This is a genomic window from Pseudomonas sp. NPDC088414 (assembly GCF_044753325.1).
Classification (GTDB): Bacteria; Pseudomonadota; Gammaproteobacteria; order Pseudomonadales; family Pseudomonadaceae; genus Aquipseudomonas.
In genome coordinates this window covers 102029-122569 of record NZ_JBIVMY010000005.1, presented here as the reverse complement: position 1 = coordinate 122569, position 20541 = coordinate 102029, and the positions used below count along the sequence as shown (strand labels likewise).

General features: G+C 61.6%; 17 protein-coding genes. 4 read left to right on the top strand and 13 right to left on the bottom strand.

Annotation, left to right across the window (positions count from 1 at the left end):
* Positions 1-72: 72 nt before the first annotated feature.
* Complete coding sequence (locus tag ACIP8I_RS08175) at positions 73-1269, bottom strand: AAA family ATPase (RefSeq protein WP_400760097.1); 1197 nt, start codon at positions 1267-1269, stop codon at positions 73-75.
* A 259-nt stretch (positions 1270-1528) separates the two neighbouring features.
* On the opposite strand from ACIP8I_RS08175, the gene ACIP8I_RS08170 reads away from it, so the two are divergent.
* The 3 genes from ACIP8I_RS08170 to ACIP8I_RS08160 are packed head-to-tail and all read left to right on the top strand — an operon-like array spanning position 1529 to position 6743.
* Positions 1529-2632 (top strand): efflux RND transporter periplasmic adaptor subunit, encoded by a 1104-nt coding sequence (locus tag ACIP8I_RS08170; protein WP_007964746.1) that lies wholly within the window; start codon positions 1529-1531, stop codon positions 2630-2632.
* Entirely contained in the window at positions 2629-3693 is a 1065-nt protein-coding gene (locus ACIP8I_RS08165) for an efflux RND transporter periplasmic adaptor subunit (RefSeq protein ID WP_007964743.1), read from the top strand. The genes ACIP8I_RS08170 and ACIP8I_RS08165 overlap by 4 nt, the downstream gene beginning before the upstream one ends.
* Positions 3690-6743: an efflux RND transporter permease subunit gene (locus ACIP8I_RS08160; protein ID WP_007964741.1), complete on the top strand. Its 3054-nt coding sequence runs from the start codon at positions 3690-3692 to the stop codon at positions 6741-6743. The genes ACIP8I_RS08165 and ACIP8I_RS08160 overlap by 4 nt, the downstream gene beginning before the upstream one ends.
* A gap of 84 nt (positions 6744-6827) precedes the next feature.
* Here ACIP8I_RS08160 and ACIP8I_RS08155 read toward each other — a convergent pair whose 3' ends face one another.
* From ACIP8I_RS08155 to ACIP8I_RS08100, 12 genes are all read right to left on the bottom strand, one after another.
* Positions 6828-7457, bottom strand: coding sequence for a class I SAM-dependent methyltransferase (locus ACIP8I_RS08155; RefSeq protein WP_400760094.1), 630 nt, complete (start codon positions 7455-7457; stop codon positions 6828-6830).
* Between the two features lie 158 nt (positions 7458-7615).
* Entirely contained in the window at positions 7616-8260 is a 645-nt protein-coding gene (locus ACIP8I_RS08150) for a methionine ABC transporter permease (RefSeq protein WP_027611182.1), read from the bottom strand.
* Positions 8250-9371, bottom strand: coding sequence for a methionine ABC transporter ATP-binding protein (locus tag ACIP8I_RS08145; protein ID WP_400760092.1), 1122 nt, complete (start codon positions 9369-9371; stop codon positions 8250-8252). The genes ACIP8I_RS08150 and ACIP8I_RS08145 overlap by 11 nt, the downstream gene beginning before the upstream one ends.
* A 2-nt stretch (positions 9372-9373) precedes the next feature.
* The gene (locus tag ACIP8I_RS08140; protein WP_007964733.1) at positions 9374-10183 is read right to left on the bottom strand and encodes a MetQ/NlpA family ABC transporter substrate-binding protein; all 810 of its coding nucleotides are present in this window, start codon (positions 10181-10183) and stop codon (positions 9374-9376) included.
* Between the two features lie 119 nt (positions 10184-10302).
* Positions 10303-11661 carry an LLM class flavin-dependent oxidoreductase gene (locus tag ACIP8I_RS08135; RefSeq protein WP_400760090.1) on the bottom strand — a complete coding sequence of 453 codons (1359 nt, stop codon included), beginning with the start codon at positions 11659-11661 and terminating at the stop codon, positions 10303-10305.
* Positions 11661-12854 carry an SfnB family sulfur acquisition oxidoreductase gene (locus ACIP8I_RS08130; protein ID WP_400760088.1) on the bottom strand — a complete coding sequence of 398 codons (1194 nt, stop codon included), beginning with the start codon at positions 12852-12854 and terminating at the stop codon, positions 11661-11663. The genes ACIP8I_RS08135 and ACIP8I_RS08130 overlap by 1 nt, the downstream gene beginning before the upstream one ends.
* Positions 12855-12890: 36 nt before the next feature.
* Positions 12891-14132 (bottom strand): SfnB family sulfur acquisition oxidoreductase, encoded by a 1242-nt coding sequence (locus ACIP8I_RS08125; RefSeq protein WP_400760085.1) that lies wholly within the window; start codon positions 14130-14132, stop codon positions 12891-12893.
* Positions 14133-14532: 400 nt separating this feature from the next.
* Positions 14533-15303, bottom strand: coding sequence for a hypothetical protein (locus ACIP8I_RS08120; protein WP_400760083.1), 771 nt, complete (start codon positions 15301-15303; stop codon positions 14533-14535).
* 473 nt (positions 15304-15776) lie between these two features.
* Positions 15777-16526, bottom strand: a complete 750-nt coding sequence (gene tcyN / locus ACIP8I_RS08115) for an L-cystine ABC transporter ATP-binding protein TcyN (protein ID WP_003220606.1) — start codon at positions 16524-16526, stop codon at positions 15777-15779.
* Between the two features lie 4 nt (positions 16527-16530).
* Positions 16531-17196, bottom strand: a complete 666-nt coding sequence (gene tcyL / locus ACIP8I_RS08110; protein ID WP_003220607.1) for a cystine ABC transporter permease — start codon at positions 17194-17196, stop codon at positions 16531-16533.
* On the bottom strand, positions 17196-17996 hold the full coding sequence (tcyJ, locus tag ACIP8I_RS08105; RefSeq protein WP_007964723.1) for a cystine ABC transporter substrate-binding protein: 801 nt from the start codon (positions 17994-17996) through the stop codon (positions 17196-17198). Before tcyJ ends, tcyL begins: the two co-directional genes overlap by 1 nt.
* 343 nt (positions 17997-18339) lie before the next feature.
* Entirely contained in the window at positions 18340-19338 is a 999-nt protein-coding gene (locus tag ACIP8I_RS08100; protein ID WP_400760080.1) for a D-cysteine desulfhydrase, read from the bottom strand.
* Between the two features lie 190 nt (positions 19339-19528).
* Here ACIP8I_RS08100 and epsC point away from each other — a divergent pair, with 190 nt between their 5' ends.
* Positions 19529-20455, top strand: a complete 927-nt coding sequence (epsC, locus tag ACIP8I_RS08095; protein WP_095137901.1) for a serine O-acetyltransferase EpsC — start codon at positions 19529-19531, stop codon at positions 20453-20455.
* Positions 20456-20541: the final 86 nt, after the last annotated feature.

The window sequence follows — 20541 nt, the reverse complement described above, 5'->3', positions numbered from 1 at the left end:
CACCAGCATTCCCCAATCAGTTCCCTCTCCCTCCGGGAGAGGGTTAGGGTGAGGGGCTTTGGGCTGAAACGCTCAATCCGGCCAGTTCCACGCCGGCTCATCCAGCACCCGCTGGCCGACAATCCCGGTCTGTCCCAGCGTCTTCTCCAGCACGATGCAATTGCACTCCGAGTCTTCCTGCAATGCCGAAATCAACCTTCGCGCATGCGACACCACCCACACCTGACACGCCTGCGAAGCGCGAATGATCAAGCGCGCCAGCGCCGGCAACAGATCCGGATGCAGACTGGTTTCCGGTTCGTTGAGCACCATCAATGACGGCGGGCGCGGCGTCAGCAGCGCGGCGATCAGCAGCAGATAACGCAAGGTGCCGTCCGACAGCTCCGCCGCCGACAATGGCCGCAGCAACCCCTCCTGAAAGAACTCGATGGCAAAGCGTCCGCCGGCCAGCGGGGCGATGTTCAGCCGTGCGCCGGGAAAGGCATCGCTGATCGCCGCCTGCAACGCCTCGGGGTCGCCGATTTCATTGATGGTCTGCAGGGCTGCGGCGAGGTCGCGACCGTCGTGGTGCAGCACCGGCGTGCGCGTACCCAGTTGCGGTTGGCGCACCGGGGCGTCGGCGTCGCTGCGAAAGTGATCGTAGAAGCGCCAGCGGCGGATGAACTCGCGCATCTGGAACACTTCCGGCGAACTGCGCAGACTGCCGATCTGATCGAACAGGCTGTCGAAGTTCGGCGTGTGCTGCGCCAGAACGTCCCAGCTGCGGCCTTCGCGGGCGCGAATCATCGGGCCGTTGCGATCTACCAGCAGGCTGGCCGGACGATAGAGCGGTCCGGCCCAGATGCATTCGCGCTTGATCTGCGGATCGAGGCTGAAGCGCGAGGGGCTGGGATGAGTGTCCCCCGGCAGCATGAAATGTCCGTTGGAATCGGGCAGGCCGAGACTGATGGAGTAGCTGAAATCTTCCCCGGCAAACCCCAGGCGCAGACGTTTGACGCCCTGACGCACCGTCGGCTCGACCGCCACTTCGCCGTTGCGCATGCGCCTGCTGATGGTTTCCGGCCCGGCCCAGAACGTCGAATCCAGCCCACCCTCGCGGGCCAGCGCGTTGACCACGCCGCCCTGCGCGGTCTCCGCCAGCAGGCGCAAGGCCCGATAGAGGTTGGACTTGCCGCTGCCGTTGGGGCCGGTGATCAGGTTCAGCCGGCCCAGCGGAATCACCAATTTATTGATCGAGCGGTAATTGGCCACCGCGAGGGTCTTGAGCATGGGCGTTTCCTTTGCCGGAGCCGATAGTGTGCCGTGCCCGTACCCCTGTGGCGAGGGAGCTTGCTCCCGCTGGGCTGCGAAGCGGCCCCAAACCCCGATTCGAGAGGTTTGCGCCTGCTTCGCAGTCGAGCGGGAGCAAGCTCCCTCGCCACAGAAATCAATGTGGAAAATGCGTTATTCCCGCGAGCGAAGGTTGAACCCTGTTCTAAGCTCACAGTCGTATCGTCACTTGCACGTTCGTACACAGGAAGGAGTCTGCATGGCGAGTCCCGGATTGAAAACAGTTGTCGTGCTGAGCCTGCTCACGGCGCTGACCGCTTGCGGCAAGAAAGAGGCCCCGGCGGAGTACCTGCCACGAGTCTTCGTGCAGGAGGTCAAACCGGCCGATTACGCCGCTGCCGTGACCCTCACCGGTGACGTTCAGGCCCGGGTGCAGACCGAACTGTCGTTCCGTGTCGGCGGCAAGATCATCCAGCGCATGGTCGATGTCGGCGACCGGGTGAGCGCCAAGCAGGTACTGGCCAAACTCGATCCCAAGGATTTGCAGACCAATGTCGATTCCGCCCAGGCGCAGGTGGTCGCCGAGCAGGCGCGAGTCAAACAGAGCGCCGCGGCGTTCGTGCGGCAGCAGAAACTGTTGCCCAAGGGTTACACCAGCCAGAGTGAATTCGACTCCGCCCAAGCCGCCTTGCGCAGCAGCCAGAGCGCCCTGAGCGCAGCGCAGGCGCAACTGGCCAATGCCAAGGATCAACTCAGTTACACCGCGCTGATTGCTGATGCTCCCGGCATCATTACCGAGCGCCAGGCTGAAGTCGGCCAGGTGGTCCAGGCGACCGCGCCGATTTTCAAACTGGCCCGCGATGGCGAGCGCGATGCGGTGTTCAACGTCTACGAATCGCTGCTCTCGGAACGGCCTGCCGATCGCTCGATTGTGGTCAGCCTGCTCGACAACCCCAACATCAAGACCACCGGCACCGTGCGCGAAATCACCCCGGCGGTGTCGGCGCAGTCCGGCACGGTGCAGGTCAAGGTCACTCTCGACAGCCTGCCGCAGGGCATGCAGCTGGGCTCGGTGGTCAGTGCCAGTGCCAAAGGCTCGGGCAAGTCGGCAGTGGAACTGCCGTGGTCGGCGCTGACCAAAAACATCAGCGACCCCGCCGTGTGGATCGTCGATGACAAGGGCGAGGCGCAACTGCACAACGTCACGGTCGGTCGCTACCTGACCGGCAACGTGATCATCAGTGAAGGACTCACCGGCGGCGAGAAGGTGATCGTGGCCGGTGGGCAACTGCTGCACCCGGGGATAAAAGTCGAGGTGGCAGAAAACACCTACAAGGATCTGCAACCGGGAGCGCAGCCATGAAGCGTCTGGGGCTGTTGTCCATCGGCGTGTTGCTGGCCGCCTGCTCGAAAAGCGAGCCACCGCCGGAGCCGGTGCGACCGGTATTGTCGATCAAGGTGCAGGCGCTGAACGAGGAAACCCTCGGGCGTTTTGCCGGGAGCATTCAGGCGCGTTACGAGAGCAATACCGGGTTTCGCGTCGGCGGCCGTATCGCCAGTCGCAACGTCGATGTTGGCGCGGAGGTCGACAAGGGCACGCTGCTCGCCACCCTCGATCCGAGCGATCAGCAGAACCAGTTACGTTCGGCCCAGGGCGATCTGGCCAAGGTCCAGGCGCAACTGATCAACGCCCAGGCCAACGCCCGGCGGCAGCAGGCACTGTTTGATCGCGGAGTGGGTGCCCAGGCACAACTGGACATCGCCACCACCGACCTGAAAACCACCCAGGCTTCGCTCGATCAGGCGCGCGCGGCGGTCAATCAGAGCCAGGATCAACTCGGCTACACCGAATTGCGTGCCGACCACAAAGCCGTGGTCACCGCATGGAATGCCGAGGCCGGCCAGGTGGTGACCGCCGGCCAGCAAGTGGTGACCCTGGCGCAACCGGACATCAAGGAAGCGGTGATCGACCTGCCGGACACGCTGGTCGATCAGATCCCGTCCGACGTGGTGTTTCTGGTGGCCGCGCAGCTCGACCCGAGCATTCACACCACGGCGATCATTCGTGAAATCGAACCCCAGGCGCAGAGTGCCACGCGTACCCGTCGCGCCCGCCTGACCCTGAGCGAAACACCCACCGGGTTTCGTCTCGGTACGGCGATCAGCGTGACCCTCAGCTCGGCGATCAAACCACGCATCGAACTGCCCGCCACGGCGTTGCAGGAAGTCGACGGCAAGACCCGCATCTGGGTCATCGACACCCAGAGCAAAACCGTGTCACCGCGCGATGTCAGCGTCACCAGCCGCACCGACAGCACCGTGGTGCTCGCCGGAGGGGTCAAGAGTGGTGAGCAGGTGGTCAGCGCAGGCGTCAACAGTCTCAAACCCGGACAAGCCGTGAAACTCGACGAGGACAGTCAATGAAAGGCTCTTTCAATCTCTCCGAATGGGCCCTCAAGCATCAGTCGTTCGTCTGGTACCTGATGTTCGTCGCGCTGCTGATGGGAGTGTTTTCCTACTTCAATCTGGGGCGCGAAGAAGACCCCTCGTTCACCATCAAGACCATGGTCATCCAGACCAAATGGCCGGGTGCGACCCAGGAGGAAACCCTCAAGCAGGTTACCGACCGCATCGAGAAAAAACTCGAGGAGCTCGATTCTCTCGACTACGTGAAAAGCTATACGCGGCCCGGCGAATCGACGGTCTACGTGTACCTGCGCGACACCACCAGCGCCAAGGACATTCCGGAAATCTGGTACCAGGTGCGCAAGAAGATCGATGACATTCGCGGGCAGTTTCCCCAAGGGATTCAGGGCCCCGGGTTCAACGATGAGTTCGGCGATGTGTACGGCTCGGTCTACGCCTTTACCGCCGACGGCCTGACCATGCGCCAGTTGCGCGACTACGTGGAGCAGGCCCGCGCCGAGATCCGCAACGTTCCGGGGTTGGGCAAGATCGAAATGATCGGCCAGCAGGACGAAGTGATCTACCTGAACTTCTCCACCCGCAAACTCGCGGCGCTGGGCATCGATCAGCGCCAGGTGGTGCAGAGCCTGCAATCACAGAACGCGGTGACCCCGGCGGGGGTGATCGAGGCCGGGCCGGAGCGGATTTCCGTGCGCACTTCGGGGCAGTTCGCTTCGGAGAAGGATCTGGCCGAGGTCAATCTCAAGCTCAACGACCGTTTCTACCGGCTGGCCGACGTCGCCGACATCAGCCGTGGTTACGTCGACCCGGCCACCCCGGAATTCCGCTTCGACGGCAAACCGGCCATCGGCCTGGCGATCGCCATGCAGAAGGGCGGCAACGTGCAGGAGTTCGGTAAAGCGCTGCACGCGCGCATCGACCAACTGACGGCCGACTTGCCCGTGGGTGTCGGCGTACACACCGTGTCCGATCAGGCGGTGGTCGTGGAAGAGGCCGTCGGCGGCTTCACCAGCGCGCTGTTCGAAGCGGTGATCATCGTGCTGGTGGTCAGCTTCATCAGTCTTGGCGTGCGCGCCGGACTGGTGGTGGCGTGCTCGATTCCGCTGGTGCTGGCGATGGTCTTCGTGTTCATGGAATACAGCGGCATCACCATGCAGCGGATTTCTCTCGGCGCACTGATCATCGCCCTCGGCCTGCTGGTGGATGACGCGATGATCACCGTGGAGATGATGGTCACGCGCCTCGAAATGGGCGAGACCAAGGAGCAGGCGGCGACGTTCGCCTACACCTCGACGGCATTCCCGATGCTCACCGGTACGCTGGTGACGGTCGCCGGTTTCGTGCCGATCGGCCTCAACGCCAGCTCCGCCGGTGAGTACACCTTCACCCTGTTTGCGGTGATCGCGGTGGCGATGCTGGTGTCGTGGATCGTCGCGGTGCTGTTCGCACCGGTGATTGGCGTGCACATCCTCAGCACCAATGTGAAACCCCACGAAGGTGAGCCGGGGCGCATTGGCCGTGCGTTCAACCACGGTTTGCTGTGGTCGATGCGCAACCGCTGGTGGGCGATCGGCATCACCGTGTTGTGCTTCGTGCTGGCGGTGTTCTGCATGCGCTTTGTGCAGAACCAGTTCTTCCCGTCCTCCGACCGCCCGGAAATCCTCGTCGATCTGAACCTGCCGCAAAACGCCTCGATCGACGAAACCCGCAAGGCTGTGGACAAGCTCGAAGCCACGCTCAAGGGCGACCCGGACATCGTGCGCTGGAGCACTTACATCGGTCAGGGCGCAATCCGTTTCTACCTGCCGCTCGACCAGCAATTACAGAACCCTTACTACGCGCAACTGGTGATCGTCAGCAAAGACTTCGAGGCCCGCGAAGCCCTCAGCCAACGCTTGCGCGAGCGTCTGCACAAGGACTTCGTCGGCATCGGCAGTTACGTCCAGGCGCTGGAAATGGGCCCGCCAGTGGGGCGGCCGATCCAGTACCGGGTCAGCGGCAAGGACATCGATCAGGTGCGCAAGCACGCCATCGACCTGGCGACCGAGCTGGACAAGAACGAGCACATCGGCGAGATCATTTACGACTGGAACGAGCCGGGCAAAGTCCTGCGCATCGACATCGCCCAGGACAAGGCGCGTCAGCTCGGGCTGTCGTCGGAAGACGTGGCGAAGCTGATGAACAGCATCGTCAGCGGCTCGCCATTGACCCAGGTCGATGACGATATCTACCTGATCAACGTTGTTGGCCGGGCGGTGGATTCCGAGCGCGGCACCCCGGAAACTTTGCAGAACCTGCAGATCGTCACACCCAACGGCACCTCGATTCCGCTGCTGGCCTTCGCCACTGTGCGGTATGAGCTGGAGCAGCCGCTGGTGTGGCGTCGCGACCGTTTGCCGACCATCACCATCAAGGCCTCGGTGCGCGACGAGATCCAGCCGACCGACCTGGTGAAACTGCTCAAGCCGTCAATCGATGCCTTCGCTGAAAAACTGCCGGTCGGCTACAAAGTCGCCACCGGCGGTACGGTCGAGGAAAGCGGCAAGGCCCAGGGACCGATTGCCAAGGTGCTGCCGTTGATGCTGTTTTTGATGGCGACCTTCCTGATGATCCAGCTGCACAGCGTGCAGAAGATGTTCCTGGTGGCGAGCGTCGCGCCACTCGGGCTGATCGGCGTGGTGCTGGCGCTGGTGCCGACCGGGACACCGATGGGCTTCGTGGCGATTCTCGGGATCCTGGCGCTGATCGGCATCATCATCCGCAACTCGGTGATTCTGGTGACGCAGATCGATGAGTTCGAGCAGAAGGGCTATGCGCCGTGGGATGCGGTGGTGGAAGCGACCGAGCACCGTCGCCGGCCGATCCTGCTGACCGCGGCGGCGGCGAGCATGGGCATGATCCCGATCGCCCGCGAAGTGTTCTGGGGGCCGATGGCCTACGCGATGATTGGCGGGATCGTGGTGGCGACGTTGCTGACCCTGCTGTTTCTGCCGGCGCTGTATGTGGCCTGGTACAAGATTCGCGAGCCGCAGAAAGAGGCCGCTTAAGGCAAAAGCAAAAGATCGCAGCCTGCGGCAGCTCCTACAGATAATCCCCTGTAGGAGCTGCCGAAGGCTGCGATCTTTTGATCTTCAACCCACCCGCCGCCAGACGCTGGCCACCCAAGGCTGCTGCTCGCGCGGCAAGCCTGCCGGCCGGTAGTAGTGCTCAAGCTCGACAAACCCCGCCGCCGTCAACAACCCGCGCCACGCTTCAAGATCGTGATACGCGCCATACCTCGGCCCGTTCCAGCCCTCACGGTTATCCCCGCGCGGATTGGAGCTGAACAACACCCCGCCCGGTTTTAGCGTGCCATGCAACTGCTTGAGCACTCGCGGCAACTCCTGCGACGGCACATGAAACAGCACCGCATTGGCGAAGATGCCGTCGAAGCGCTCAGCCGGCAGGTCGAGTTTCAGAAAGTCCTGCTGCCAGACCACGCAACCACTGTCCTCGCGGGCCATGCGCGCAAATTCCGGCGTGCCATCGAGGCCGACCGCGACGTGGCCCATGCGGGTGAACGTCTGCAAGTCACGCCCCGGGCCGCAGCCGAAATCGAGAAGAGTGAACGGCGCCTGACCCTGGATGTGGCGAAGCAAGGCGTCGATGTTCTGACTGACATCGTGGTCGCGGGTGCCTTCGCGGAAGTCTTCGGCCACCGAGTTGTAGTGGCCGAGGGTGGTGGCGGTGATCTGTTCCAGATCGGTGGGCGTTTGCTTCATGGTCAGGTGCTGCGCGGCAGTTGGTGTGTGTCGAATATACGCCAACCAGCGGGGCCGCTGCGCAGCCCATCGCGAGCAGGCTCACTCCTACATTTGAAATGCGATCCCATGTAGGAGTGAGCCTGCTCGCGATAGCGGTTTCAGAGGCGCGGCATGCCTTAACGCTTGTTCAGGCCCCGCGCCAGACGATCCCCGCCCAACTGAATCACCGCTACCAACGCCACCAGCAACACAATCACCGTCAGCATGATCTGGCTGTCGAAACGCTGATAACCGTAGCGGTAAGCGATATCGCCCAAACCGCCGGCACCAATCGCCCCGGCCATGGCCGACGAGTTGATCATCGTCACCAGCGTAATCGTGAACCCGCCGACGATCCCCGGCAGCGCTTCAGGCAACAGCACATGCCAGACGATGTGCCAGCGCCGGCAGCCCATGGCTTGCGCCGCCTCGATCAAGCCGTGATCGACCTCACGCAGACTCACTTCGGCAATCCGCGCAAAGAACGGCGTCGCGGCGATGGTCAGCGGCACCACCGCCGCCCACACACCGTAGGTGGTGCCGACAATCAGCCGGGTGAACGGAATCAGCGCGACCATCAGAATCAGAAACGGGATCGAGCGGAACAGGTTGACGAACGCGCCCAACGCGCGGTTGAGCAGCGGCGCCTGATAGATCCCGCCCTTGTCGCTGGTGACCAGAATCACCGCCATCGGGATCCCCACCAGCAACGCGATCAGCGACGACACGCCGACCATCAGGAAGGTGTCGATGAATCCCTGCAGCAAACGATCAAACCACATAACCCGCTACCTCCACCCGTTGCGCCCACTGCCCGGCGCGCTCGCGCAATTGTTCGGCGCTCAAGGATGAGCCGCTGACCGCCAACAACAGTTGTCCCAGCGCGTGGCCCTGAATCCGTTCGACGCCGCCCTGCAGCAACTTCACCCGACCACCGAGGGCGGCGAACAGCGCCGCCAGATCCGGCTCGTCGCCGGCACTGCCAGTGAACTGCAAACGCAGCATCACCGCTGCCTCGGAGTAGGGTGGCTGGGCATGCAGGCGATTCTGCAGCTCTGCCGGCAAGGCGTGTTGCAGCGGCGCGAGCAAGGTCTGGCTGACCTCGTGCTGCGGATTGCCGAACACCTCCCAGACCGGGCCTTGCTCGACGATCCGCCCGTGTTCCAGGACCACCACGCGGTCGCAGATTTCGCGGATCACCGCCATTTCGTGAGTGATCAGCACAATGGTCAGGCCCAGGCGCTGGTTGATCTCGCGCAGCAGGCCGAGGATCGATTGGGTGGTCTCCGGATCGAGCGCCGAAGTGGCCTCGTCGCAGAGCAGAATGTCCGGGTCATGCACCAATGCGCGTGCGATGCCGACGCGCTGCTTCTGCCCGCCGGAAAGCTGCGCCGGGTAGGCCGTGTGCTTGGCTTGCAGGCCGACCAGTTCGAGCAGTTCGCGGACTTTCTGCTCGCGTTTTGCCTTCGGCACGCCAGCCACCTTCAATGGCAGTTCGACGTTCTGCCACACGGTCTTGGCCGACATCAGGTTGAAGTGCTGGAAGATCATGCCGATCCTTCGGCGCAAGGCCACCAGACGGTCTTCATCGAACTCGCCGATATCGACCTGATCGATCAGCACCCGCCCTGCAGTGGGTTGTTCCAGACGATTGATGGTGCGGATCAGCGACGACTTGCCGGCGCCGCTGCGACCGATGATGCCGAACACCTCGCCGCGCTGGATCGCCAGGTCGATGCCTTGCAGGGCCGCGACCGGGCCTTGCCGACCCTCGTAGGTTTTACCCAGGCCGATGAAGCGCACGTGGGCGCGATTCAGCTCGGGATGCAGTTCGGTTTTTTTAGCATTTTTGGGCTCTGGAATCTCCAGTCGCCGTTGGATCGCGGCCGTCATGTTCAGCTTTCCCAGCCGGCCTGATACAGCTTGCCGTGGGCTTTATCCAGGGCGGCGCGAACGGCCGGCGAGTGCTGGTAGATGTCGACGAATTTGATCAGGCGCGGATCGTCCTTGCTCTTTGGCTGGATCACGAACTGGATCACGTATTCCTTGTGGTCGAGGCCGTCGAACAGCAGCGCCGAGCCGGCGTCGAAGGTCTTCGCCAGACGAATGTAGGCCGGGTAGCCCTGGACCAGATCGGCGTCGTCATAGGCGCGCACCAGTTGCACGGCTTCGACTTGGAGGATCTTGATCTTCTTCGGGTTGGCGACGATGTCGTCTTCGGTGGCCTTGTAGCCGACCCCCGGTTTCAGGGTAATCAGGCCGGCCTTGGCCAACAGTTGCAGACCGCGACCGCTGTTGATCGGGTCATTGGCGATGGCGACGCTGGCGCCTTCTGGCAACTCGTCGAAGCTTTTGTATTTTTTCGAATAGAGGCCGACGTTGTTGATGATGCCCGGGGCGAACGGCACCAGGTCAAAACCGGAAGCGGCCTTGGCGTTTTCGAGGAACGGGATGTGCTGAAAGTAGTTCACGTCGATGTCGCCGGCGGCGAGGCTGACGTTCGGCGCGATCCAGTCGGTGAACTCCACCAGTTCGACTTTCAGGCCTTGTTTGGAGGCCTCTTCTACGGCAGCTTCCAGGGGAATGGCGAAGGCGGCGGTGGTGCCGATTTTCAGTGGTGCATCAGCGGCGAACACCGCTGAGCTGAACAGGCCGAAGGCCAGGGCCAGTGCTTTGACTGGGTGGGAGAGACGTTTCTTGGTCATGGTGGTTTTTCCAGTCAGTGCATGAATTTTGTGGTGTCTGGTCGGGCCTCATCGCGAGCGGGCTCACTCCTACATTTGGAATGCGTTCCCCTGTAGGAGTGAGCCTGCTCGCGAAGTTTTTAATGTCGGTATGAAGAGCCGGTGTGTTGCTCAGGCAAATGCGCTTCACCGTGGAACAACTTCTCGCGCAAACTGCCGCTGTCATACGCAGTCTTGTACGACCCACGCCGTTGCAGCTCCGGAATCACCAGCTCAATGAAATCGACATAGCTTTCCGGGGTCACGATGCGCGTCAGGTTGAAGCCGTCGAGTCCCGTTTCAGCGATCCACGATTCCAGTTCATCCGCCACTTGCTCAGGCGAGCCGACCACGGTGATGTAGCGGCCACCGAGGGCGTGCTGATCGAGCAATTTGCGTCGGGTCCAGTCGTTGTTCTGCAGGTTCTTGGTCGCGGACTGGATGGCATTGCTCTTGACGTACTGGATCGGTTCGTCGATTTCGTATTGGGAAAAATCGATTCCGGTGGACGCCGAGAAATGCGCGACGCCGGCCTCGGCGCTGGCATAGCTCAGGTACTCGGCGTGCTTGGCCCACGCGGCTTCTTCGGTGGCACCTACGATCACGTTGAGGCCCATGAACACCTTGATATCCTCGGGATTGCGCCCGGCCTCGACCGCGCTGGCGCGGACCTTGTCCACCTGCACCTTGGTCGACGGTTTGTTCTGGCCGCTGATGAACACGCATTCGGCGTGGCGTCCGGCGAACAGCAAACCGCGATCGGAACTGCCGGCCTGAAACAGCACCGGCGTGCGCTGCGGCGACGGCTCGCAGAGGTGATATCCCTCGACCTGATAGAACTCGCCGTGGTGTTCGACCTTGTGCACTTTCTCCGGCTGCGCGTAGATGCGTTGCTCGCGGTCATTGAGCACCGCGCCGTTTTCCCAACTGCCTTCCCAGAGTTTGTAGAGCACTTCAAGGTACTCGTCGGCCTGATCGTAGCGACGGTCATGCTCGACCTGTTCGCGCAGGCCCATGGCCTTGGCGGCGCTGTCCAGGTAACCGGTGACGATATTCCAGCCGACCCGACCGCGGCTCAGGTGATCGAGCGACGACATGCGGCGGGCGAACAGATACGGCGGCTCGTAAGTGAGATTGGCGGTCAGGCCGAAACCAAGGTTTTTTGTCACCGCAGCCATGGCCGAGACCAGCAGCAGCGGGTCGTTGACCGGCAGCTGGATCGACTCTTTGAGCGTGACGTTCACCGAATTCTGATAGACGTCGTACACGCCGACGATGTCGGCGATGAACAGCCCGTCGAACAGCCCGCGCTCCAGCAACTGCGCCAGTTCGGTCCAGTATTCGAGGGTGTTGTAGCGCGTCGAAGTGTCGCGCGGATGCGTCCACAGGCCATGGTTGATGTGGCCGATGCAGTTCATGTTGAACGCGTTGAGCAGGATCTTTTTCTTCGCGGCGCTCATCAGATCGTCCCTCGCAGCGGAGGGTTTTCATCGTTGAGGTAGTAGTTGCCCACCGCGTGATACTTCCAGCGCACCGGGTCATGCAGAGTGTGCACCCGGGCGTTGCGCCAGTGACGGTCGAGGCCATGCTCGATCAGGGTCGCCTGACTGCCGGCCAGTTCGAACAAGGTGCTGCCGGCGGCGAGCGAAATTTCCGTGCTGATCGCCCGTGCTTCGGCGACCGCAATCGAGGCGGCAGCGACGGTTTCGGCGTTGGTCTCGGCCTGGGCCTTGTCGAGGAATTCGCCAGAGCGCTCAAGCAGCGCTTCGGTGGCGTGCAGACGGATGCTCAAGTGGCCGAAACTCTTCAGGGTCAGCGGGTCTTCGGTGGCCTTGTCGTTGCCGGAGTCGATCCATGGCCGGGTCTTGCTGCGCACGAAGTGCAGGGCGTCTTCGTAAGCAGCGCGGGCAATGCCGGTGTCGATGGCGGCGTGAAGAATCTGCGCCAGCGGGCCGACCGTGGTCGGACGCTCGAAGGCGCTCTGGAACGGGATCACGTCTTCGGCAGCGACATACACGTCTTCGAACACCACCGAACCGCTGCCGGTGGTGCGCTGGCCGAAGCCGCTCCAGTCGTCGATCACCGTCAGGCCCTTACTGTCACGCGGGACGAACGCCAGTTGCTGCACGCCGTTTTCATCCACCACCGAGGTCGGGATGCGCTGGGCGTAGATCGCGCCGGTCGCGTAGAACTTGCGACCGTTGATGCGATAGCCGTCGCCGTCACGCTTGAGGCGGGTGACGCGGTCGTGGGCGGTTTTGGTACCCAGTTCCGCCAAGGCGTTGCCGAAGCGCTGGCCGGCCAGCACTTCGGCGTACAGGCGTTGTTTCTGCTCGTGGCTGCCGTTAACCCGCAACACTTCGAGGGCGTAGAAATGGTTCTGCGGAATCTGCCCGAGGGAGCCGTCGGCCTGAGCGATCAGGGCGATGACTTTGGCCAGGGTCACGTTGGACACGCCGGCGCCGCCATACTCCTTGGGCACGCTGATGCCCCACAGGCCGGAGCGGGAAAACACGTCGAGTTCCGGCAGTGGCAGGCGGCGTTCACGGTCGCGCACGGCACTGTCGCGTTTGAAATCTTCGGCCAGGTCGCTGGCGACGATCAGGGCTTGCTCATCGCTGGTGATGACCGCGACGGGATGGGAAAAAGTCATGGTTCTCTCCAATGCCTTTGAGAAAGTGTGCGGTCGTCAGATCCAGGAATGGCGGGCCGGCAAAGTACCGTTCAGGCGATAGGCGCCGACCGCGTGATATTTCCAGCGCACCGGGTCGTGCAGGGTGTGCACCCGGGCGTTGCGCCAGTGGCGGTCGAGGTTGAATTCGGCGAGGGTCGCGCGGCTGCCGGCCAGTTCGAAAAGCTTCTCGCTGGCGAGCAAGGAAATCTCGGTTGTCAGCACTTTCGCTTCGGCCACGGCAATCGAGGCGCGGGCGGCGGATTCGGCGGTCAGCGGCGCGGCGTGCACCTGATCCAGCACTTGCCCGGCCTTGCGCAGCAAAGCTTCGGCGGCGTGCAGTTCGATTTTCAGTTTGCCGATGTCGGCGATCACGTAGAGGTCATCGCTGGCGCGTTCGACCTTGGCGTCGATCCATGGCCGCGCGCGGGTTTTAACGAATTCGATGGCGTCGTCAATGGCGCCACGGGCGATGCCGGCGTCGATGGCCGCTTGAATCAATTGCGACACCGCGCCTTGGGTATTGGGCTTTTCGTTGATCTTCCAGTTATCGACGACGAGGCTCGACTCGACCCGCACGTTGTTCAGCAAAATCGTGCCGCTGGCGGTGGTGCGCTGCCCGAAGCCCGACCAGTCATCGACGATGCGCAGGCCCGGCGTGCCACGGCGGACGAAGGCCAGCACTTGCCTGCCGTCGTCATTGAGCGCCTTGACCGCCACCCAGTGCGCGAACAGCGCGCCGGTGGAGTAGAACTTCTGGCCGTTGATCACGTAATCATCACCATCGGCGGTGATACGCGCTTTCAATTCAAGAGTATTTTTGGTGCCGCGCTCAGGGCCGGCATTGCCGATGCGCCAGCCTTCCAGAACGCTCTGGAACAGCTGCTTTTTCTGTTCTTCAGTGGCGCTGCCAAGCACCAGATTGATAATGCCGAACTGGTTCTGCGGGATCTGTCCCAGTGCCGGGTCGGCTGCGGAAATGATCGCGAACACTTCGGCCAACGTGACAAACGAAACCTGCGGGCCGCCGTACTCACGCGGGATGGCAATGCTGCCCAGACCGCTGCGGGTGAACTGTTCGATTTCCGACCACGGCAGCTTGCGCTGACGATCACGTTTGGCGGCCTGCACGCGGGCAACTTGCGCCAGTTCGTGGGCAGCCTTGATGGCTTGGGCGTCGTTGCGCAAGACCTGCGCGGGCAACAACAACGGGGCGATGTCCAGATCCGACTGGACGTTTGCATCGGCCAGACTGGACATCAGTGCCGCTCCTTGGCTGCACGCAATGCCCTGGCGATCTGCACTGGGGTGATTGTGTTCCGGACCATACTACCTACCTCACATCTCATGAAAAACGCCGCAAAAGTGCGGCGAACGAAAGAATGTCCGGTGGTCCGGTTCATATACCCTAAGCGTGTATAAATATTAAATAAACTAACTTTTAGGAATATGTATAGAAGGGGTGGTGGTCGGGTTGGTTAACAACTTTGTTTCGGTGACGGGAGTCTGTGGCAAGGAGCTCGTCGAATCGTCGCACCGTCCCGTTCGACTGCGCAGCAGTCGCGAAACCTGATCTCCACGTTTCAATTGAAAGAACGCGTTCTGCAGGTTCTGGGGGCGCTTCGCACCCCAGCGGGAGCGAGCTCCCTCGCCACAGAGTTCAGCTTTCTTCTTTGCGCGATTCAGCGGCCTTCAGATCCTGGCGCAGCGGCACCTTCAGATAAGGATTCACACAGCCGATCTTCAGCGTCCGTGGCGGTGCCCAGCGTGAGTTGTTGCCCACCCAGTCGATGATGCAGTAGGTCACGTCCAGACGCAGATCCTCACCGCCTTCGACGATCACCGCCGGTGGTACCCAGACCTGAATCGGTAGGCCGACATCGGCTGCGGTGATCCGGGCCAGGTCCATGCGCACGTCGCCCCAGCGCAAGGTAATGGCGTCGTCCTCGGCCATGTTCAGGTAGGGTTCGATGGTCAGTGGTACACCGCGTTTGATCTGATAGGGATTCACGCCCTGGCGCCGAATGGTGTCGGGCAGCGAGACGGGCGCCAGTTGCTGATTCTCGTCACCGCAGAGCGGCGAAGGCTGGCCGCCGGGGCAGTCGAGCTTGACCTGCACCCGGGTTGCCGCCGACAGCGCCGGCCCCTGGCCGATCTGCATCACCCGATAGTGAATCCGTGCGGTGCCACTGGCGATAAAACTCTCCGGTACCCGCAGGCTGATCGAGGCGCCAACGTCTTCGCTGGTCAAGACCCGCGATGCAACGTAGCAGTTGTTCCAGAACAGTTCGATCAGATCACCGGCGTCCATGCCGGAATAGGGCAGCACATCAATCAGCAAATGCGCGGCAGCCGCCAGGTTGATCGCGTTGTTGTGTGCGGATGCGAGGTTCGGCGCTGCCAGTTCGGCAATATGCGAAGTGCGGGTCATCAGGTTCTCTCCTTGAAGTCTTGCGGCGAATTCCATGTCTTGAAAAAACAAAAGGCGTGATGAATCGGTAATGCAACCGTGAACTTTTGTTCGGGCTGAGTACGGATTTATTCAACTACTGGGTGCCGGTTGCCGACTAGATAAGAGCGTGCGGGAAAGAGTGTCAATAGAGCACGTTAGTTAATCCATGAATTACGGATTAATCAGAAGCTTCCTACGCTGATCAGGCATGCTGCCTAGCGGTTACGGCGAATGGAACTACGATTCTTCCGGAGTTTCTGCGGTTTCTGTGCAGACCGGTTTAAGTGGTTTTACAGGCGCAATAGCGCGCAGCAGATTATTTTTATCTGTTGCAGAGGATAAATGTATTGTTTTGACAGGTTTTTAAACTGGAGGGATTCAAATATTTTTCAGGCGGGGGGGGAAGTATAACTTCCATCCGTGGAAGTTAATGATTCAAAACAATAATGTTCTCAGGCGTGATTCAGGAACTTGCTGAGAAACTGTTGGGTGCGTTCTTCTTTCGGATTGGCAAACAACGCCTTGGCTTCGCCTTGTTCGACGATCACGCCCTTGTCGAAAAACACCACACGGTTGGCCACGTCGCGGGCAAAACCCATTTCGTGGGTGACGATGACCATGGTGCGTTTTTCTTCAGCGAGACCGCGAATGGTCGCCAGCACCTCGCCCACCAGCTCCGGGTCGAGGGCCGAGGTCGGCTCGTCGAACAGGATCACTTCCGGCTCCATCGCCAGCGCCCGGGCAATCGCCACGCGCTGCTGCTGACCGCCGGACAGACGACGCGGATAAGCATCTTCCTTGCCGGCCAGACCGACCTTGGCCAGCAGCTTCATGCCCAGGGCAACGGCTTGCTCGCGCGGCATCTTCTTGACCACGATCGGCCCTTCGATGACGTTTTCCAGCGCCGTGCGGTGGGGGAACAGGTTGAAGTTCTGGAACACGAAGCCCACGTGCTGACGCAGGTTGCGCACCAGGCTCTGTTGCTGGCTCAGCGGGCGGCTGGTATCGATCTCGATATCGCCGACCTTGATCCGGCCGCTGGTGGGTTGTTCAAGGAAATTCAGGCAGCGCAGGAACGTGGTCTTGCCCGAACCGCTGGGGCCGATGATGGCCACGACCTCACCTTCCTTCACCTCAAGATCGATGCCTTTGAGCACCTCTTGACCCTTGAACTGCTTGGTCAGTTTTTCCACGACAATCATGGGGTCAGGACTCCTGGTCGTGCCGATTGGCCCGCTCTTCCAACTTGTTCTGCAGGTGCGACAGCACCGTGGCCAGAATCCAGTAGATCAGCGCGGCGGCAAGATACATGGTGAAGACTTCAAAAGTCCGGGCAGTAATCAGTTGCGCCTGGCGGAACAGTTCCGGCACCTGAATGGTGGCGGCCAGTGCCGTGTCCTTGACCAGCGAAATGAAGCTGTTGCCCAGCGGCGGCAGCGCCGTGCGCATGGCTTGCGGCAGGATGGCCCGGCGCAGAGTCTGCGCACGGGTCATGCCGATGCTCGCAGCGGCTTCCCACTGGCCGCGCTCGATCGAACCGATCGCCGCACGCAGGATTTCACAGGCGTAGGCGGCCATGTTCAGCGAGAAGCCGATCAGCGCCGCCGGCAGCGGATCCAGTTCCAGACCCAATTGCGGCAAGCCGTAATAGATCACGAACAGTTGCACCAGCAACGGCGTGCCGCGAAAGAACGACACATAGATGCGGGCAATCCAGCTCACCAGTTTGAAGCGCGACAGGCGCATCAAGGCCAGGCCGAAGCCCAGCAGCAAGCCGAAGAACATGCCGCCCAGGCTGAGGATGACCGTGTAATACGCGCCCTTGAGCAGAAAGGGCGCGGAGTCCAGTGCGAGTTGGAAAGCTTCTTCCATTATTTGGTGACGTCAGCGTTGAAGTATTTCTTCGACAGCTTCTCAAGGGTACCGTCGGCGCGCAGCTCGTCGAGCGCCTTGTTCACCGCCGCCAGCAGCTCAGGCTCGCCTTTGCGCAGGGCGATACCGGATTCCTGACGGGAGAACGCTTCACCGGCAGCCACGGTTTTCGGGGCTTTCTTGGCGTATTCCAGTGCAGCCAGACGGTCGATCAGGATGGCGTCAGTGCGTCCGTTGTTCAGGTCGGCGAACTTGGTCGGATCATCGTCGTAGGTACGTACGTCAGCGCCCGGCACGTTGGCGCGGACCCATTGCTCGTAGTTGGTGCCCAGGCCGACACCGACTTTCTTGCCGGACAGATCGGCGGCAGTCTTGATGTTCAACTTGGCTTCCTTGTCCTTCAGCACCAGCGCCTGAATCCCGGAAACGGTGTACGGCTCGGAGAAGTCATACTTCTTCTTGCGCTCGTCGGAGATGGTCACCTGATTGACCACGACGTCAAGACGTTTGGATTCCAGTGCAGCGAGGATACCGTCCCACTTGGTCGGCTGAATCTTGGCTTTGACGCCGAGTTTCTGCGCCAGGGCTTCGGAGAGTTCGACTTCGAAACCGGACAGCTTGCCGTCGGCGTCAACGAAGCTGAACGGTGGGTAAGTGCCTTCCAGGCCGACGTTGATGACGCCTTTGTCCTTGATCTGTTGCAACTGCTCACCGGCGGTTGCCTGACCGATCAGGCCGGCGCTCAGTGCAAGGCCCAGCGAACCTACCAGCAGATTGCGACGTAGTGCGGAAAAATTCATGACAAGCCCCTGTGTTTTCTTATGGAAGACGCTTAAGGAAAGTTGGCGAATCCGGGAGTTGGACGACAGCGCTATCCTGCCTTAAAGCAGCTTATGCGTCTTGCCCGAAATTCGCCTGCGGCGAGACTATAAGATGTCTCCTTTAGACTTGAAAATACTTAATATCTAATTTGATATTCTTATATGGAATATGTGGCATTCACATGTGGCGAGGGAGCTTGCTCCCGCCCGACTGCGCAGCAGTCGCAATACCTGCCGCCAGTGTTTAACTGAAAAACGCGGAAGCAGGTTTGGGGGCGCTGCGCACCCCGGCGGGAGCAAGCTCCCTCGCCACAAAGGCGCTTCAACCGCTCAAAGCGTCCTTGTAGGCAAACAACGCCGGCGCCCCACCCGTGTGCAGGAAGATGATCGGACCCTCGTTGAAACGCTGGCGGCCGATCCCGTCGAGCAATCCGGCCATGGCCTTGCCGGTGTACACCGGGTCGAGCAGCACCGCGTCCTGACTGGCCAACAGTTTCACCGCCGCGAGTGTCCCGGCATTTGGCTCGCCGTAACGCGGGCCGAAGTATTCGTCCCACAACTCGACCTTGAAGTTCACGGGCAATTTTACGCCCAGCAGGTCCGCCGTGCGCTCGGCCAGACCCTGCACTTTCGGTCGCTGATCTTCTTCGCTGCGCGAGACCGTCACGCCGATCACCGGCAATTGCGGCAGCGCTTCGCTCAACGCCAGCGCCAGACCGCTGTGGGTCCCGGCGCTGCCCGAGGCCAGCACCACGGCGGCGAAATTCAGCCCGGTGTCCTTGATCTGCTCGGCCAGTTCCAGGCCGGCACGCACGTAGCCCAACGCACCGAGGGCATTCGAGCCGCCGATCGGCACCAGATAGGGTTTCTTGCCATTGCTGCGCAGGCGCACGGCGAGGGCGGCCAGTAATTCGTCGGCGTTGTCGAGGTTGTCCACCAGCTCGACCTTGGTGTCGAACAAGTCCAGCAGCAGACGGTTGCCGTTGCCGGTGTAGTTGCTGTCGTCGGTGCCCAGCGGATTTTCCAGCAGCGCCGCGCAACCCAGGCCGAGTTTGGCCGCCAATGCGGCGGTCTGGCGTACGTGGTTCGATTGCAGGGCGCCGGCGGTGATCAGCGTGTCGGCGCCTTGGGCGAGGGCGTCGGCGGCAAGGTATTCGAGTTTGCGCAGCTTGTTGCCACCCATGGCCAACGGCGTCAGGTCATCGCGTTTGATGTACACATCGCGGCCCAGCCAGGCGGACAGGCGTTCGAGTTTTTCCAGTGGCGTGGGTTGGCCGAGCAGGTTGAGACGGTTAAAGCGATCCAGCTGTTGTTTGATCATGAGCCCGTACTGGCGGAGGAAGATGACAGGACTATAGGCAGGCGGTTTTACCGGGGCAACCGTGAATTGCTTATAGCTAAATGTGCTTAGGCCAGCACTATCGGTTCTTAATTCGCCCTCATGGGCATGTCGTAAAGTAGTCGCCGTTGACGCGGCCCGACCGTCCGGCCGCCCGTGAGGAGTCTTTACCGTGAGCGAGCGTTCCAGCCATTGGCAATTGCAGACCATCGTCAGCCAACTGCGTACCGCGCGGGATCAGTGGCGTACCCAGAATGGCCGCGCGAGCGGCGAGCAGGGTGGTCGCGAGTTGCCGTCCCGCGCGGCGATGGCCGAGATTCTCGAGGCGCTGTGTGGCGCGTTGTTCCCGATGCGGCTGGGGCCGGTGGATCTGCGTGAGGAGAGTGAGGACTTCTATGTCGGGCACACCCTCGATACCTCGTTGAATGCCTTGCTGGCGCAGGCGCGGCTGGAGTTGCGTTATGTCGCCCGGCACAGCGCTCAAGGCGATGCTGACGTCGAAGCTCAGGCGATCCGCATCATTCAGGATTTTGCCCTGGCCTTGCCGGGTTTGCGCAGTTTGCTCGACACCGATGTGCTGGCGGCCTATCACGGCGACCCGGCGGCACGCAGTGTTGATGAAGTGCTGCTGTGCTATCCGGGGATTCTGGCGGTGATTCACCATCGTCTGGCGCACCATCTGTATCGCGCCGGGTTGCCGTTGCTGGCGCGAATCAGCGCGGAGATTGCGCACTCGGCCACCGGCATCGATATCCATCCGGGCGCGCAGATCGGCCGCAGCTTCTTCATCGACCACGGCACGGGTGTGGTGATCGGCGAGACCGCGATCATCGGCGAGCGGGTACGGATTTATCAGGCCGTGACTCTGGGCGCCAAGCGCTTCCCGGCGGATGAAGACGGGCAGTTGCAGAAGGGCCATCCGCGGCATCCGATTGTCGAGGATGACGTGGTGATTTACGCCGGGGCGACGATTCTCGGGCGGATCACCATCGGTCAGGGGTCGACCATTGGTGGCAATGTCTGGCTGACGCGCAGCGTGCCGGCGGGGAGCAACCTGACCCAGGCCAATCTGCAGCATGATGACGGGACGCAGAAGTAAAACATCCAATTCGTTTGTGGCGAGGGGGCTTGCTCCCGCTGGAGGCCGCAGGACTCCCAATTGCGACTGACGCCGGATTGGGACTG